Consider the following 14,929-nt stretch of genomic DNA (forward strand, 5'->3'; position numbering starts at 1 on the left):
CCAACTCGTTCGGATTTTTTTTATGTGATGGTGAACGTAGGTTTCATGTGTATGTATGTGTTGCACGCTTCGCGAGTTTGAAATTTGCTGTATGATAAACGTACGTCATACGCTAAGCTGTCAGATACCTGTGGTAAACTGTCAGAGAATAATGTTATTTAATCATGTATGCTTTATTCTGCACAGTTTCTTCAATTATTACTTCTATAATGAAAGCAAAGGATGTGAATAAATGAATCGAATTTCTATTAAGCTTGGACTCTTGTTTTTAATGTTCATTTTAATAATTGAAGCCGCTCTCTTTTTTTACTTATATAGTGGTCTTGCCAATACACGAATTTCAGAGGAATTAGAAAGTTTGCGTTTAAGAGGAAACAGTCACCGGGAAGTATTAGAGAAGCATCATGATTCGGCTACGCTTAACCATGTTGCACTGATGGAATCTGAAGCAGAAACTGATGTTGTCATAACGGATAAAACAGGGGGAATTATCAGTTCATCTAGGCCTTTAATTCAAGGTGCAAGAAAAGCAGTAGAGAAATGGAAAGGAAAGTCTCTTACATACAAAGGTGAAATTATGCAAGGCGACTGGAAAAGCAAACCTTATATCGCCACAGCATCACCTATTAAAAAAGGCCGTCAGCAGTTCGGAACGGTTTATATGTTCAAAAACACAAACGATATTCACGAAATGATTGCGAGACTACAGCATCATTTTTACGTAGCGGGAGCTGTTTCCATTTTATTTTCGATTGTGACTATTTTTGCTCTGTCTAAATTTATAACCGCTCCTTTAATCAAGATGAAAAAAGCAACAGAGAAGCTGAGTCAAGGAGACTTGTCTGTAAAGCTGGGTGCTCATTCAAGAGATGAACTTGGACAATTAGGAATGTCCATTCAGTCGCTAGCGAATGAGCTGCAGCGGTTACGAAAAGAGAGAAATGAATTTTTAAGCAGCATTTCACATGAACTTCAAACTCCTTTGATGTATTTAAAGGGCTATGCAGACGTAGCAAGAAGGCCTTCTAATACACCGCAAGAACGTGATAAATATCTTGCTATTGTGGAAGAAGAAGCGGGAAGAATTTCACAGTTAGTCAAAGATTTGTTTCAGCTGGCGCAGCTGGATCAGCATACATTTTTTATTCAAAAACAAAAAGTAGAACTGGCTACGTATTTGCACACCATATGCGCGCATTTTCATTTAGCTTTAAAAGAAAAAGAGATGGAGCTGGACATAAGCTGCTCTCAAGGTCTTTATATTTCACTAGATCCTGAAAGATTTCAGCAAGTGATTATCAATTTACTTGATAACGCAATGAAATATTCAAAAGAAGGGACTAAAATCGATTTAATGGTAAAAAAATCAGCTGAATCATTGACAATAACTCTTAAAGATCAAGGAATAGGCATTCCAGAAAAAGATCTACCTTACGTATTTGACAAGCTGTATCGAGTGGAAAAATCCCGCTCGAGAAAAAGCGGAGGTTACGGATTAGGCTTATCAATTGTAAAGGAGATTGTAGAAGCTCATGGAGGAGAAATAACCATCACAAGCGAGACGGGAAAAGGAACGACTGTAGAGATTGCATTAAGAGAGGATGGATAGGATGACAACGATTTTATTAGTCGATGATGAAGCAAGGATGCTGGATTTACTAGAACTTTATCTGCTGCCAAACGGATTTACATGTATAAAATTTGAAAAGGGCACAGAAGCGCTGCGCTATCTTTATGAAGGTAACAAAGCAGATTTGATGTTATTAGATATTATGATGCCAAGCGAAGATGGGTGGGAGATTTGCCGAAAAGTAAGGAAAATGTCTGATCTACCGGTCATTATGCTCACAGCCCGCAGCCAAACGTTAGATGTAGTAAAAGGATTAAATATAGGGGCAGACGACTATATTACCAAACCGTTTAGCGAAGAAGAATTGGTTGCACGCATCAGCGCGGTTCTTAGACGTTCGTTAAAAGAAAAACATGAAATCACCTACAAAGGGTTAGTATGGAGCAAGGAAGACCACGTATTACAATATAAAAATCAGCACATTCAAGTGACGCCTAAAGAGTTTGAATTAGTGGGGTTACTTCTTCAGCATTTAAATCGTGTGTTCAGCCGGGACGACTTGCTTGTGTTAGTGTGGGGATATGAGGCGGAGATTGGAGACCGTACTATTGACTCTCATGTGCGAAATGTTCGGGATAAGCTAAGAAAAGCGGGCTTTCCTGTAGACGAATACCTGCAAACCGTATGGGGAATAGGCTATAAGTGGGTTGATGTTAGTTGAAAATGATATAAGCATAGCTGGTGAAATTGGTGAAAAGATAAAGTAAGCAGAAGCGAGCTTTTTTCTTTACATAGGGTAGGGGGGTATAGTATCATGAAGTTATGAAGGGAGGATGTTAGATGGTCGAAGCGAATCACATGAATAGTGAAGAAAAATGTTGTACGATAAATAGTGAAAGAAAAAGTCACCATTCTCCAGAAGTGAAAAAAAATCTAACAAGCCGATTAAATCGAATTGAAGGACAAATTCGAGGAATTAAAGGATTAATTGAAAAAGATACGTATTGTGACGACGTGATTACTCAAATCGCAGCTGCGCAGTCTGCTTTAAATAGTGTAAGTAAAATTTTGCTTGAAGGCCACTTGAAGCATTGCATTGTAGAACGTGTGCAAGATGGTGATGAAGAAGTAGTGGATGAATTATTAACAACCATTAAACGATTAATGAAATAAAGGAGATGCTAGAAATGGAAAACGTAACATTATCAGTAAAAGGAATGTCTTGCGGTCATTGTGTCAAAGCTGTTGAAGGCGGCGTAGGCGAACTTAATGGCGTAAAAAGCGTAGAAGTAAGCTTAGAAGATGCAAAAGTAACGGTTGCATTTGATCCAAGTCAAGTAACGGTCGAAGATATTAAAGAGGCTATTGATGACCAAGGTTATGACGTAGCATAAACAGCATCGCGTGCGAATACCTTCGCACGCTTGATTTAGGAAAAATATATACCCCTTATAGGTATATAACAGGAGGCGAAACGTGATGGGTGATAAACAAAAAGAAGCCACCTTGCAAATTACAGGTATGACATGTGCAGCGTGTTCTAACCGAATTGAAAAAGGATTAAAAAAAATAGAAGGTGTAAAAGAAGCAAACGTGAATTTGGCTTTGGAAAGATCTACTATCATATTTGATCCGTCTAAAACAAGTCCACAGGTCTTTGAAGAAAAAATCCAAAAGCTTGGGTATGGAGTTGTAAGTGAAAAAGCCGAATTTGTTATTACGGGCATGACGTGCGCCGCTTGTTCGACTCGTATTGAAAAAGGGTTAAACAAATTAGAAGGCGTGACAAAGGCAAGCGTTAATCTTGCTTTAGAAACGGCTTCTGTTGAATACAGCCCTTCTCAAATAGCTCCGCAAGATATAACGCAGCGAGTTGAAAAACTTGGATACGGAGCAAAGCTAAAGTCAGAAGAAAAAGAAGAAGAGCAAAGCTACAGAGAAAAAGAACTGAGTAAACAAAAAGGAAATTTTTGGTTTTCATTGATTTTAAGCGTACCGTTATTGTGGGCAATGGTTAGCCATTTTACGTTTACATCGTTTATTCCTTTGCCTCATATGCTGATGAATCCATGGGTTCAGCTCGCTTTAGCTACGCCTGTTCAATTCGTGGTAGGGAAGCAATTTTATGTAGGCGCATTTAAAGCTCTTCGTAACAAAAGCGCCAACATGGATGTTTTAGTAGCATTAGGCACAAGCGCAGCTTATTTCTACAGTTTATACTCTTCTCTTAAATCGCTTGGGTCATCTGCTCATACGGATCAGCTTTACTATGAAACGAGCGCTATATTAATTACGCTGATTCTTTTAGGGAAATTGTTTGAAGCAAATGCCAAAGGCCGTTCTTCAGAAGCGATAAAAAAAATGATGGGCTTACAAGCTAAAACGGCCGTTGTAGTAAGAGACGGAGCGGAAGTTGAAATACCAGTGGAAGAAGTGCAAAAAGGTGAAGTTATTTTTATTAAACCTGGTGAAAAAGTACCAGTAGACGGAGAGATTATTGAAGGGCAATCAGCTTTAGATGAGTCCATGCTGACAGGTGAAAGCGTACCGGTAGATAAAAACGTTGGAGATAAAGTAATCGGAGCTACACTCAATAAAAATGGTTTTCTAAAAATAAAAGCTACGAACATTGGAAAAGAGACAGCGCTTGCGCAAATTATTAAAGTAGTAGAAGAAGCGCAAGGGTCTAAAGCGCCTATTCAGCGATTAGCTGACTATATTTCGGGTATATTCGTGCCAATTGTAGTTGGAATTGCTCTTCTTACTTTCTTTGTTTGGTATATTTGGATTGCGCCTGGCGAATTTGCGCCGGCTTTAGAGAAGCTTATTGCTGTACTAGTGATTGCATGTCCATGCGCGTTAGGCTTAGCTACTCCAACTTCCATTATGGCGGGGTCGGGCCGCGCAGCAGAATTTGGTATTTTATTCAAAGGCGGCGAGCATTTAGAAGCAACGCATAAAATCGATACGATTCTTTTAGATAAAACGGGAACTGTGACAAATGGAACCCCCGAGTTAACCGATGTGCGTATTGCACAAGGCTACGAAGAAAATGAGCTATTACAGTTAGTTGCATCGGCTGAGCGTTTATCAGAGCACCCTCTAGCTCAAGCACTCGTAGCAGGTATAAAAAATAAAGGTATAGAGATTCAAGACCCGTTATCTTTTGAAGCTATTCCAGGGTATGGAGTAAAAGCAACTGTACAAGAGCGAGAGCTGTTAGTGGGAACAAGAAAGCTTATGAACCAGTATAAAGTGAATATTGATACAGCCTTAGAAGAAATGACAAATTTAGAACAAGAAGGAAAAACAGCCATGCTCGTTGCTCTTGACGGAAAATATGCCGGCATGCTTGCTGTTGCAGATACCATTAAAGCAACTTCTAAAGAAGCAGTTTCCAGGTTAAAAGAAATGGGCTTAGAAGTGATGATGATTACAGGTGATAATCGTCAAACAGCTCAGGCTATTGCGATGCAAGCGGGTATTGAGCATGTTATAGCAGAAGTGTTGCCAGAAGGAAAAGCAGAAGAAGTGAAAAAGCTTCAGCAGCAAGGTAAAAAAGTCGCAATGGTAGGAGACGGTATTAACGATGCTCCTGCACTTGCGTTAGCTGATATTGGAATGGCCATCGGAACAGGAACGGATGTAGCGATGGAAGCCGCTGATATTACGCTGATGCGAGGAGACTTGATGAGCATTGCAGATGCGATTGAAATGAGTAGAAAAACGATTTCTAATATTAAGCAAAATTTATTCTGGGCAATGGGCTACAACACGCTTGGTATTCCAATTGCAGCAGTTGGGCTGTTAGCTCCTTGGGTCGCTGGAGCCGCGATGGCCTTTAGTTCTGTATCGGTTGTATTAAATGCACTGCGATTGCAGAGAGTGAGGCTATAAGATATGAAAAAGTGGATCATCTCAGCTATTTTGTACGTGCTCGCAGTCATAGCAGTATATGCTATGTGGGCAATATAAACTAAAAAATATTGGAGTCATCGAGCCACTCTCGGTGAAAGTGATCCAAAAGCAAAGCTGCTAAAGAATATTCTTTAGCAGCTTTGTTAGGTGCAAGGAATTTTTTTGGCTTAATTCATACCCTTTAAGATGAAGGTCCTGGGGATACTTTTGATGAGCAATTAACACATCGCGTCCATCATCCATAATCCAAATGAAATAATGACGGCTAGAACTATCTCCATAGGTAATGGTCATTTTGCAATCGATGCTCCCAGCAGATTCTTCATCTAAGAGAATGTTCATATGCTGTGCCTTTTTTATACTATTGGTGAATGCATTCATATCTTGTTCATCGATAAATGTTTTGAGCGTTTTCATTTTAATGGACGTTACTTCTATCTTTTGTACGCTAGATGAGAGCGCGGAGTGTGCGAAAGCAAAGGGGGCTCCCATCACCAAGCTAACTGCAAGTAAGAGTGAGGATAGAGCAAAGCGTATTTTTAGCATGTTTCTTTCCTCCTTTTATTTTTATACTTTTTCCTTGTGGTAAGTGTTTCATACGAAAGCCTTTTTTAGGCACAGGAATTTTTCGTACCCAATTACCTTCATCTTCACAAAATCTGCACAAAGTCTGGCTACAATAAAGAAAAGTAGAAGAGTAGGCAAAGATAAGTTGTTTTTAAGGATTAAATGATTTTTATTTTAAAATTTATTATGTGGAAAAGAGGGACTGTTATGAAAAAACAGCTATTTATTCTTGGTGCATCTGTCATTATTGGACTAAGCGGATGCGGAAACGATTCTAGTCATGAAAAGCCTTCAACTGACAAAAACGAATCCATGCACGATCACTCAGAGATGAATCACTCTAGTTCAGGAGAGGTTCCAAAAGGATTAAAGCAAGCTGAGAATCCAACATATAAAGTTGGAGATAAAGCCGTTATAAAAGCAGATCATATGAAAGGCATGAACGGGGCTGAAGCAACAATTGTTGGTGCTTACGCCACTACGGCCTATACCGTTTCGTATACGCCAAAGACTGGCGGAAAAAAAGTAAAAAATCATAAGTGGGTTATTCAAGAAGAAATAAAAGATGCGGGTAACGAACAGTTAAAGCCAGGTAGCGAAGTGACGATTGAAGCAGATCATATGAAAGGTATGAAAGGGGCAAAAGCAACGATTGATTCAGCCGAAAAAACAACGGTGTATATGGTAGACTACAAACCGACTACAGGCGGAGAGAAAGTAAAAAATCACAAATGGGTAACCGAAAGTGAACTTTCAACCAAATAGACTGTTAGCGAAAAAAGAGGCTGGTACAAAAGTGTTTTAGGTGAAGGAAGGTCCGAACGATGAATCGAGATTCTTGATTGAGAATCCAACTCGTTCGGATTTTTTCATTGTTATGGTGAACGCAGGTTTCATGTAGGTAGTGGCTTCTAGCTGTAGTTTGGATTGATTTAGTTATGACTCAATCTCTTTTTGTTTACTTCTTGTTTTATGTTTTATAATGATGAATTTCTGACATGATGTATGAAGAAAACGCATGTTTCTTTCAAAAGAAGTTGCGGTATTAAGTAGAATGCTACGGTAATAAAACGAACAAACTACAGATGAAAGGAGCTAGCTATGAGTGAACATACAGTAAAGCGAACAGGACGCACACGATGGTTCATTTCATCTTTGTTAAGCAGTATGATTATTTTAAACTATTTTGATCGTGTAGCGGTGTCAGTAGCCGCTCCTGCAATACAAGATGCATTTCACTTAACAGGAACAGAGCTCGGAATTGTCTTTTCTATTTATACGTATTCTTATACGATCATGCAAATACCTGCCGGAAGCTTGCTTGATCGGTTCGGAGTAGCTTGGGTGACAAGAGTCGGTATGGTGATTTGGAGTTTATTAACGATGTCGATGGCTTTTTTGCAAGGAAAACTTCTTCTCTATATTGTCCGGTTTTTAATAGGAATAATGAGTGCTTCCGCATTTCCGGCAGCATCAAAAGCTACGTCGCTATGGTTTCCTCCAAACGAAAGAAGCTTACCAAATTCTTTGTTTGATTCAGCGGCCAAATTTTCAAATGTACTTGGCGCGCCTCTTGTAGCGTTTCTCATCACCAAATTTGATTGGCGCACAGCATTTTTATCCATTGGAATTATAAACGTGCTGTTTACGCTGCTGTTTTGGTTTTATTACGAAAAGCCAGAAAAGCATAGACGTATATCAGATGATGAGTTGAAGTATATTCAAGAAAATAATCTAAATGCAAACGATGAGCAAACATCAAAATTTTTACATACCTTAAAAGTATTATTTACGAATCGAAAAGTTTGGGGGCTCATGATTGGGTTTACAGGCTATGGATATACGTTTAATTTACTGTTAACGTGGCTGCCAACTTTTTTAAAAGAAAAATACGGTATGGATATCATGTCATCGGGTCTGCTTACGGCAGTACCTTGGCTAATTGCTACATTTGCTGGCATTTTAGTTGGCGGCTGGCTTGTTGATTACCTTATAAAAAAAGGGTATAACAGTCAAAATGTATATCGTACGATCATTGTAGTAGGGTTATGCTTAGGGTTTGTGTTTTTAGGCTCTATTTTCACCGATAATGTCGTCGTAGCGATGATTTGTATTTCGATTGGACTGGCAGGTATATCTGCAACGGCACCAATCGGCTGGTCTATTTCTGCTGAAATTGCGCCTGCAGGCTCTATTTCTCTTCTCAGTTCTATTGTTAATTTAGCTAATAATTTGTTTGGTGGAATTATAGCTACAGCTTTAACGGGATATCTTTTAGATAAAACTGGTTCTTTTAATCTAAGCTTTATTGTAGCGGGAACTGTATTGTTGCTAGGCTTAATTTTTTATATTTATGTGCTTGGAGATATTAAACAAATTAAAATTCCAAAAAAACAACATATAAAGTAAAAAGCTCGAGACAAAAGTAGTGCAGGTAAAGTCAGACACGAACTATTTATCATGAATGGATGAATAGTTCGTGTTTTTTATGATCATGGTGAATTTGTTTGTCTGAAATTTAAGATAGGTGCGTATTTTAAAATAGAATTGTTAGTATAGCATGTTCTTAAAAAGGTTAAGCTGGTTTTTATGAAGAAATTCTGTTTCTATTTTTGTGATTTCAGCAGAAGTAGATATGAACCGCACTATAAAAAATAGAAAGGCAGAGGAACATGGATCACAAAGAAAGTGAAAACAACACTGAGTTAAAACAAAGCCACTCATTAAAGGAGCCTCAACGCGTAGAATTATCTAAGTATCAAATTTTAAAAGCACTGATACCTGTTATTATACTTGGGATTGTCGTTTTAGTTGCCGTATTACAAAATGATGGTCTTCTTAATTGGATCTAGGCATGCAAAAGGGGCCTGTAACGTACAAACAAGCGTCGCAATCAGTAGAAATAATGGATTGTAACTTATTTAGGCATGCAATAAAAAGAAACTGCATATAGTGTAATTTAAATCGCTTGTACACAGTAGAGGGAAAGAGGGAGATACATGCCAAGAGTAACCGTTTTAGGACACGGAAGTTTTGAAGTGGAAAAAGGAAAAAAGCTTGTCTTGGCACTTGAAGACAATGGTATAAATATTCTTCATCGGTGCGGCGGGAAAGCCAAATGCACAACTTGCAGGGTAGAAGTGCTTGAAGGTGAATATTGTGATTTAACACACGCGGAGAAAAATGCATACTCAGAAAGTTCAATTGAAGATCACTTGCGCTTATCATGTCAAATTCGTGTAAATGAAGATATCACCGTTCGACCAATACTAACGGTAGAGAGCTCAGGACGAGAAGCAGGACCTCGACCCGCAGAGTAGTCATGTAATTGCAAAAAGCAGCGCGTGGAATGTTTACATGCTGCTTTTTGTATTTTTACCTAAAAAAATAACAAGAACAGCGACGGGGAGTAACAGCTGTTCTTGTTCAAGTAAAATACCTACGGAATGATTCCTTTAAATTTTAGCATTCTGTAAGGCGGGCAGTAAATCACTCAAAAGAGTGATTATAAAGGTTTTTTTGCGAACCGTTATTTGTAAATAGATTTAATTGGATGCTTCAATCACATCTCCATTTTTGTAAATATGATACCACCCTATGGTACCTGATCCTCCTTGATCCATCCAGTCTTTATTTTTTGCTACGAATCTATAGTAAGCTTTATCGTTGTTATCTTTCCGTAAGCGGTCGTCTGTACTGAAAACAATGTTGTCACCGAGTTCTTTTTTACCGAATGTAATAGCCGTGCTGACAGGAAATTGCTTTCTTTCTACCTTGTTCTCATCTAAAGCTGCCCATGTTAAGGGGCCAACAATACCATCTGAAGACAAGCGGTGATCGGTTTGAAATTCTTTTACTACATTTTGCGTTTGCGTACCGAAAATTCCATCAACTGATGTGTTATACTTCACATCCTTTAAGCTTTGCTGTAAATCTCTTACGTAGCTAGAGTGAGAACCTTTACGAAGCGTAGGCCTCGTTTCTGCTTTAGCCTCAATTTTTTTTGAGTAGGCATCTTTAGCAGCTGCTTCAGTAGTTGGAGTGCTGAATGCTACGCATGTTGTTACAAGTGTAAGAGTAGAAAGCATGACAAGTGTTTTTTTCGTTAACATGAAATAACCTCCTTGTTTTTAGCAACTATTTGTCGCTTTTCATGAGTTTTATAACTAATCAGTAGCTATAAAGTCAATTTATTATAGCGCAGACAGTTTTCTATTTGTTTTTATATTCCTATGATTATATAAGATAGTCATAAAAAACTAGTGAAGTAGATAAATCGTTCTATGTTTTCACTATAATTTCACTTTTCTCTGATACAGTACGGAATGAAAAATAGCATGTGGAGTGTCTTGCATGATCATAGTGTGTTTTGCTGTATAGCGCCCATAATAAATAAACGAATGAAAAGACTGCAAAGGGTCTTAGATCTCTTTGCAGTCTCTTCATGTTCAAGAGCTCTGCGTTCAAATAATAACCAGAAAGGAATTATGTGATGTCACCTCTGTATTTCCAGCATATAAGGAATCTTTTTTCGAAGCAAAAGTTTAATAAATTATCGCGTAAACAAATCTTTCTCTATATACTAGGAATTTGCTGTTTGTGTATAGCGCTAATAGTAACAAACCACAATTATTCGCTTTATAAAAAACCGATAGCGGAGGTAGTGAAGACGAATGTTGTAGAACAACATAAATCTACTGATTTAAATCATAATAAAGATACCGTGTATTCTCAGGAAATTGTTGCTAAAATCATGAACGGAAAATATAAAGGAAGGCTTATCCATTTAGAGAATACGTACTCATACTCAGGTGCTTATGATCAAAAGTACACTGTCGGAACAGATCTTTTTGTCTCCTTAGAAAAGAATTCACAGCATGCTTTAAGCGGCACGATTGAAGGAGTGAAGCGGGACAAGCAGGTTACCGCTGTCGCAGGCTTATTTATACTGATTTTGCTGGCGATTGGAAAAAAACAAGGTTTTTATTCAATTATCAGCTTACTTATTAATATTGTTCTTTTAATCGGAGCCTTAAATGTATATCTAGCACTAGGGAATGTGAGCTTGCTAGCTGTATGTATTGTTGCGGTCGTTCTTTTTACGGTTATTTCTTTATTATTAGTAAGCGGTAATCAAGAAAAAACGCATGTAGCAATTATTTCAACTTTAATAGGTACGTTTATTTCTCTGTTAATTGCATACATCGTTATGCAGCTAACAGATTCTAATGGTCTTCATTATGAAGGAATGGAGTTTGTGACGATTCCTCCTCAAAAAATATTTATGAGTGAGGTACTAATTGGATCTTTAGGAGCTGTCATGGATGTAGCTATTACGATTACTTCTTCTGTCTATGAACTATATGAAAAGAATAAAGAGATAGCGCACAAAGACTTACTAAAATCGGGCAAGGAAATTGGCGGAGACATCATGGGAGCCATGACGAATATTTTATTTTTTTCATATATAAGTGGAACAATTCCAATGGTTCTTCTTTATTTAAAAAACGGCTCTCCTTTAGGATACACGTTTTCGATGAATTTTTCGTTAGAGTTAATCCGTGCTCTTACTGGCAGTATTGGCATTGTGCTAACGATTCCAATTACACTCTATCTTTCGATTCTTTTTATTTTTAGGAAGGGGAACAGAAAGTGAACGTTTTACTATTGCTTGCTCTTATTTTATTTATTTTGATGAGTATTGTGGGCGGAAAAAAAGGGGTTAGATCGTTCCTTGCTTTGTTCTTGAATTTTGGCGTTATTTTTCTAACCATTCTCTTTATGCTGTCTATAAAAAATACGATTATTGTTACGTTAATCGCTTGTACAATCATTAGCTGCATTAATTTATTTTATATTAATAAATTCAATCATAAAACGCTTGCTGCGTTTGTTTCAACGATTATTACCTTAGCCGTTTTAGTACTCTTTATTTTTATCATTGAACATCATGCCATGATTCAAGGGTTTGGAGAAGAACAAGAAGAAGAAATTAACGCTTTTTCACTTTACGTTGGAATTGACTTTGCTAAAATAGCCATTTGTACCATTATTATGGGAGCCATAGGAGCAATCATTGATATTTCGCTATCTATTTCATCTTCTATGAATGAATTATTTGTTCATGATCCGTCCGTAACTAAAAAAAATCTCTTCAATTCAGGATTGAAAATCGGAAGAGATATTTTAGGCACCACAACCAATACACTGTATTTTGCATTTGTAGGGGGATATTTAACTTTAATTATATGGTTTAAGAGATTGTCGTATTCGTTTGGAGATATTGTCAATTCAAAAACCTTTTGTGCAGAAGTCATTTCTATCTTGAGCGGAGGCATTGGTGTAGCCATTATTATTCCAATTACTTCGTGGATTAGTGCCTCTATTTTTTTGCAAAAAAGAGAAAAAGCGAAGTAAGTTCTGAAATAAGCGGATTAATTAAAAAGAGGCCGGGACATAACTAAATGAATCCAACCTAAAGATGAACAAATGAGATACATGAGCTGAACCGCTTATGACACCGCAGTTGATTTCCGTGCAAGGCTTTGCTTTCCGCGGGTGGGCGATGAGCCTCCTCGTCGCTTGCGCTCCTACGGGGTCTCATCTGTCCCGCTTTTCCCGCAGGAGTCTTCGCCTTGCCCTTCAATCAACTGCTAGAAGGAACGAAACAGATGAAGCAGTATTCACCATAACCAAAAAAACGAACCACTCATCGAACATGTTGATCAATGGTTCGTTTTTTACTTGGGCTAAAATACTTTTGTCCCAGCCTCTTTTTGTGACAAAGTTTAAATGAAAAGACAGCTTAACGAGAATTAACGAGAATTCATGAATTTCAAAAAGATAAGACAGGAAAAAGGACAGTTGGGGCAGCTGACAGGATGAATCTTATGATGAAAATTGTCAACTATATAAATTACATCTATTAAAAAACAGCCTAAGAATCAGACCTAGTTATTATTCTTCATAGTTCATCCATTGCATTTTGCTAGAAGAGTTGTAAATAATATATAAATCAATTATAGTAATGAGCATTAATACATAAGCACATTATTATCTATCAACTAAAAGGGAGTAGGAGGTATTCATTAATGAGCACAAAATCTATAGATAGTATTGAAAAGGCAGCCCAAATCTTAAAATTATTGGGAGATAAAACAAGGCTTTCGATGGTGAAATTAATAGAGAACAATGAATGCTGTGTGTGTGAGTTCGTAGATATCTATCAAGCTAGCCAACCTTCAATTAGTCAGCATTTACGAAAATTAAGAGATGCTGAGCTTGTGAAGGAAAGAAGAAAAGGGCAATGGGTTTTTTATTCTCTTAATAAGGAAAGCCAGTACTATGAGTTCGTTCTGGGCATACTTGAATCTGTGCCAAGTCAGGACGAACGTTTAAAAGAGCTGGAAAAACAAGGACTGCGTATTAGTTGTTGTGAATAATTGGAGGTTTAAAAAGTGGCATCAGTTGTACTAGCATCATTGATTTTTTTAGTAACATTAATTTTTGTCATTTGGCAGCCGAAAAATTTATCAATCGGCTGGTCGGCTTGCGGGGGAGCTATGATTGCTTTACTGGCAGGCGTTGTTGATTTTCAAGACGTTCTTGAGGTAACCAGCATTGTGTGGAATGCGACTCTTACGTTTATTGCTATTATTATTATTTCTTTAATTTTAGATGAAATTGGTTTCTTTGAATGGGCAGCGCTTCATATGGCTAGAGCTGCAGGAGGGAACGGCGTGCGTATGTTTGTTTACGTGTCTCTTCTTGGAGCCGTTGTAGCAGCGCTATTTGCTAATGACGGAGCAGCGTTGATTTTAACACCCATTGTACTAGCCATGGTTCGGGCATTAAAGTTCGACGATAAAATGGTTTTTCCGTTTATCATCGCAAGTGGATTTATTGCAGATACAACGTCGCTGCCCCTTGTTGTTAGTAACTTAGTAAATATCGTATCAGCCGACTTCTTTGGTATTAGCTTTTCTGAATTTGCATCACGCATGATTGTTCCAGATTTGGTTTCTCTGTTTGCAAGTATTATGGTCTTATATCTGTATTTCCGCAAAAGAATTCCTAAGAAATACAATGTAGCAGATTTGCAGAAGCCAGTGGATGCCATCAAAGATGAAAAGATGTTTCGGTTATCCGGAATTGTCTTAGTTTTGTTAGTGCTAGGCTATTTAATTGGAGAATTCTTCAGCGTCCCTGTTTCGATTATTGCAGGTATTATTGCTATTCTGTTTTTGATGATGGCCAAAAAAAGCCGAGCGGTTCATACAAAAAAAGTGTTACAGGGAGCTCCATGGGCGATTGTCTTTTTCTCTATCGGCATGTATGTCGTTGTATACGGCTTGCGTAATGCTGGTTTAACAGAAATTCTGGCTGACGTGATCCAAGCAACAGCCAGCCATGGACTGTTTGTAGCAACAATTGGTATGGGATTCACTGCGGCTATTCTTTCATCGATTATGAACAATATGCCAACCGTTATGATTGATGCACTGGCAATCGATGCAACACACGCAGCCGGAACAATCAAGGAAGCATTGATTTATGCAAACGTCATTGGATCGGATTTAGGTCCGAAAATTACCCCGATTGGTTCTTTAGCGACGCTTTTATGGCTTCATGTTCTTTCAACAAAAGGCGTGAAGATTTCATGGGGAACGTATCTTAAAACAGGTATTATCTTAACGATTCCGACATTGTTTATTACGCTTGTTGGTTTGTATATTTGGTTATTGATTATTTCATAACACGTCCTAAAGGAGATTTGTTTTAGTCGATATGATAATGGCTGTTGCCAGAAAAATTCAGATGTGTATCGAAGCTGTAGAAAATGATCTACAGCTTTTTTATTGAAAAGGTATAACG

15 protein-coding genes are annotated in these 14,929 nt (G+C 37.8%); 13 read left to right on the forward strand and 2 right to left on the reverse strand.

The window, feature by feature from the left end:
* Positions 1-232 precede the first annotated feature (232 nt).
* The 5 genes from JNUCC25_RS09795 (at position 233) to JNUCC25_RS09815 (ending at position 5,467) form a co-directional block, all read left to right on the forward strand.
* A complete protein-coding gene (locus JNUCC25_RS09795; protein ID WP_029321269.1) occupies positions 233-1,609 on the forward strand; it encodes a sensor histidine kinase in 1,377 nt (458 codons plus the stop codon).
* A 1-nt stretch (position 1,610) separates the two neighbouring features.
* A complete protein-coding gene (locus JNUCC25_RS09800; RefSeq protein ID WP_029321271.1) occupies positions 1,611-2,291 on the forward strand; it encodes a response regulator transcription factor in 681 nt (226 codons plus the stop codon).
* Between the two features lie 119 nt (positions 2,292-2,410).
* Entirely contained in the window at positions 2,411-2,743 is a 333-nt protein-coding gene (locus JNUCC25_RS09805) for a metal-sensitive transcriptional regulator (protein ID WP_013056612.1), read from the forward strand.
* A 14-nt stretch (positions 2,744-2,757) separates the two neighbouring features.
* Complete coding sequence (gene copZ / locus JNUCC25_RS09810; RefSeq protein ID WP_013056613.1) at positions 2,758-2,964, forward strand: copper chaperone CopZ; 207 nt, start codon at positions 2,758-2,760, stop codon at positions 2,962-2,964.
* An 85-nt stretch (positions 2,965-3,049) separates the two neighbouring features.
* Positions 3,050-5,467 (forward strand): heavy metal translocating P-type ATPase, encoded by a 2,418-nt coding sequence (locus JNUCC25_RS09815; RefSeq protein ID WP_064471583.1) that lies wholly within the window; start codon positions 3,050-3,052, stop codon positions 5,465-5,467.
* 138 nt (positions 5,468-5,605) lie between these two features.
* On the opposite strand, the gene JNUCC25_RS09820 is transcribed toward JNUCC25_RS09815, so the two are convergent.
* The gene (locus tag JNUCC25_RS09820) at positions 5,606-6,034 is read right to left on the reverse strand and encodes a hypothetical protein (protein WP_407728362.1); all 429 of its coding nucleotides are present in this window, start codon (positions 6,032-6,034) and stop codon (positions 5,606-5,608) included.
* A 228-nt stretch (positions 6,035-6,262) separates the two neighbouring features.
* On the opposite strand from JNUCC25_RS09820, the gene JNUCC25_RS09825 reads away from it, so the two are divergent.
* The 4 genes from JNUCC25_RS09825 to JNUCC25_RS09840 all read left to right on the forward strand — a co-directional run bounded on the left by JNUCC25_RS09825 (position 6,263) and on the right by JNUCC25_RS09840 (position 9,375).
* Entirely contained in the window at positions 6,263-6,820 is a 558-nt protein-coding gene (locus JNUCC25_RS09825) for a YdhK family protein (RefSeq protein ID WP_013056616.1), read from the forward strand.
* A 336-nt stretch (positions 6,821-7,156) separates the two neighbouring features.
* Positions 7,157-8,464 carry an MFS transporter gene (locus JNUCC25_RS09830; RefSeq protein ID WP_029321275.1) on the forward strand — a complete coding sequence of 436 codons (1,308 nt, stop codon included), beginning with the start codon at positions 7,157-7,159 and terminating at the stop codon, positions 8,462-8,464.
* Positions 8,465-8,727: 263 nt separating this feature from the next.
* Positions 8,728-8,907 (forward strand): hypothetical protein, encoded by a 180-nt coding sequence (locus JNUCC25_RS09835; RefSeq protein ID WP_013056618.1) that lies wholly within the window; start codon positions 8,728-8,730, stop codon positions 8,905-8,907.
* 147 nt (positions 8,908-9,054) lie between these two features.
* Positions 9,055-9,375, forward strand: a complete 321-nt coding sequence (locus JNUCC25_RS09840; protein ID WP_013056619.1) for a 2Fe-2S iron-sulfur cluster-binding protein — start codon at positions 9,055-9,057, stop codon at positions 9,373-9,375.
* A gap of 225 nt (positions 9,376-9,600) precedes the next feature.
* Here the strand turns inward: JNUCC25_RS09840 and JNUCC25_RS09845 are convergent, their stop codons facing one another.
* Positions 9,601-10,167, reverse strand: a complete 567-nt coding sequence (locus JNUCC25_RS09845; RefSeq protein ID WP_029321277.1) for a peptidoglycan-binding domain-containing protein — start codon at positions 10,165-10,167, stop codon at positions 9,601-9,603.
* A 551-nt stretch (positions 10,168-10,718) separates the two neighbouring features.
* Between JNUCC25_RS09845 and JNUCC25_RS09850 the strand changes: the two genes are divergently transcribed.
* The 4 genes from JNUCC25_RS09850 to JNUCC25_RS09865 all read left to right on the forward strand — a co-directional run bounded on the left by JNUCC25_RS09850 (position 10,719) and on the right by JNUCC25_RS09865 (position 14,811).
* The gene (locus JNUCC25_RS09850; protein WP_013056621.1) at positions 10,719-11,711 is read left to right on the forward strand and encodes a YibE/F family protein; all 993 of its coding nucleotides are present in this window, start codon (positions 10,719-10,721) and stop codon (positions 11,709-11,711) included.
* Positions 11,708-12,472: a YibE/F family protein gene (locus JNUCC25_RS09855; RefSeq protein ID WP_035438913.1), complete on the forward strand. Its 765-nt coding sequence runs from the start codon at positions 11,708-11,710 to the stop codon at positions 12,470-12,472. The genes JNUCC25_RS09850 and JNUCC25_RS09855 overlap by 4 nt, the downstream gene beginning before the upstream one ends.
* A 674-nt stretch (positions 12,473-13,146) precedes the next feature.
* Positions 13,147-13,497 carry an ArsR/SmtB family transcription factor gene (locus JNUCC25_RS09860; RefSeq protein WP_013056623.1) on the forward strand — a complete coding sequence of 117 codons (351 nt, stop codon included), beginning with the start codon at positions 13,147-13,149 and terminating at the stop codon, positions 13,495-13,497.
* A 15-nt stretch (positions 13,498-13,512) separates the two neighbouring features.
* Positions 13,513-14,811: an arsenical efflux pump membrane protein ArsB gene (locus JNUCC25_RS09865; RefSeq protein ID WP_029321283.1), complete on the forward strand. Its 1,299-nt coding sequence runs from the start codon at positions 13,513-13,515 to the stop codon at positions 14,809-14,811.
* The last annotated feature ends 118 nt before the right edge of the window (positions 14,812-14,929 follow it).

Source organism: Priestia sp. JNUCC 25 (assembly GCF_053667915.1).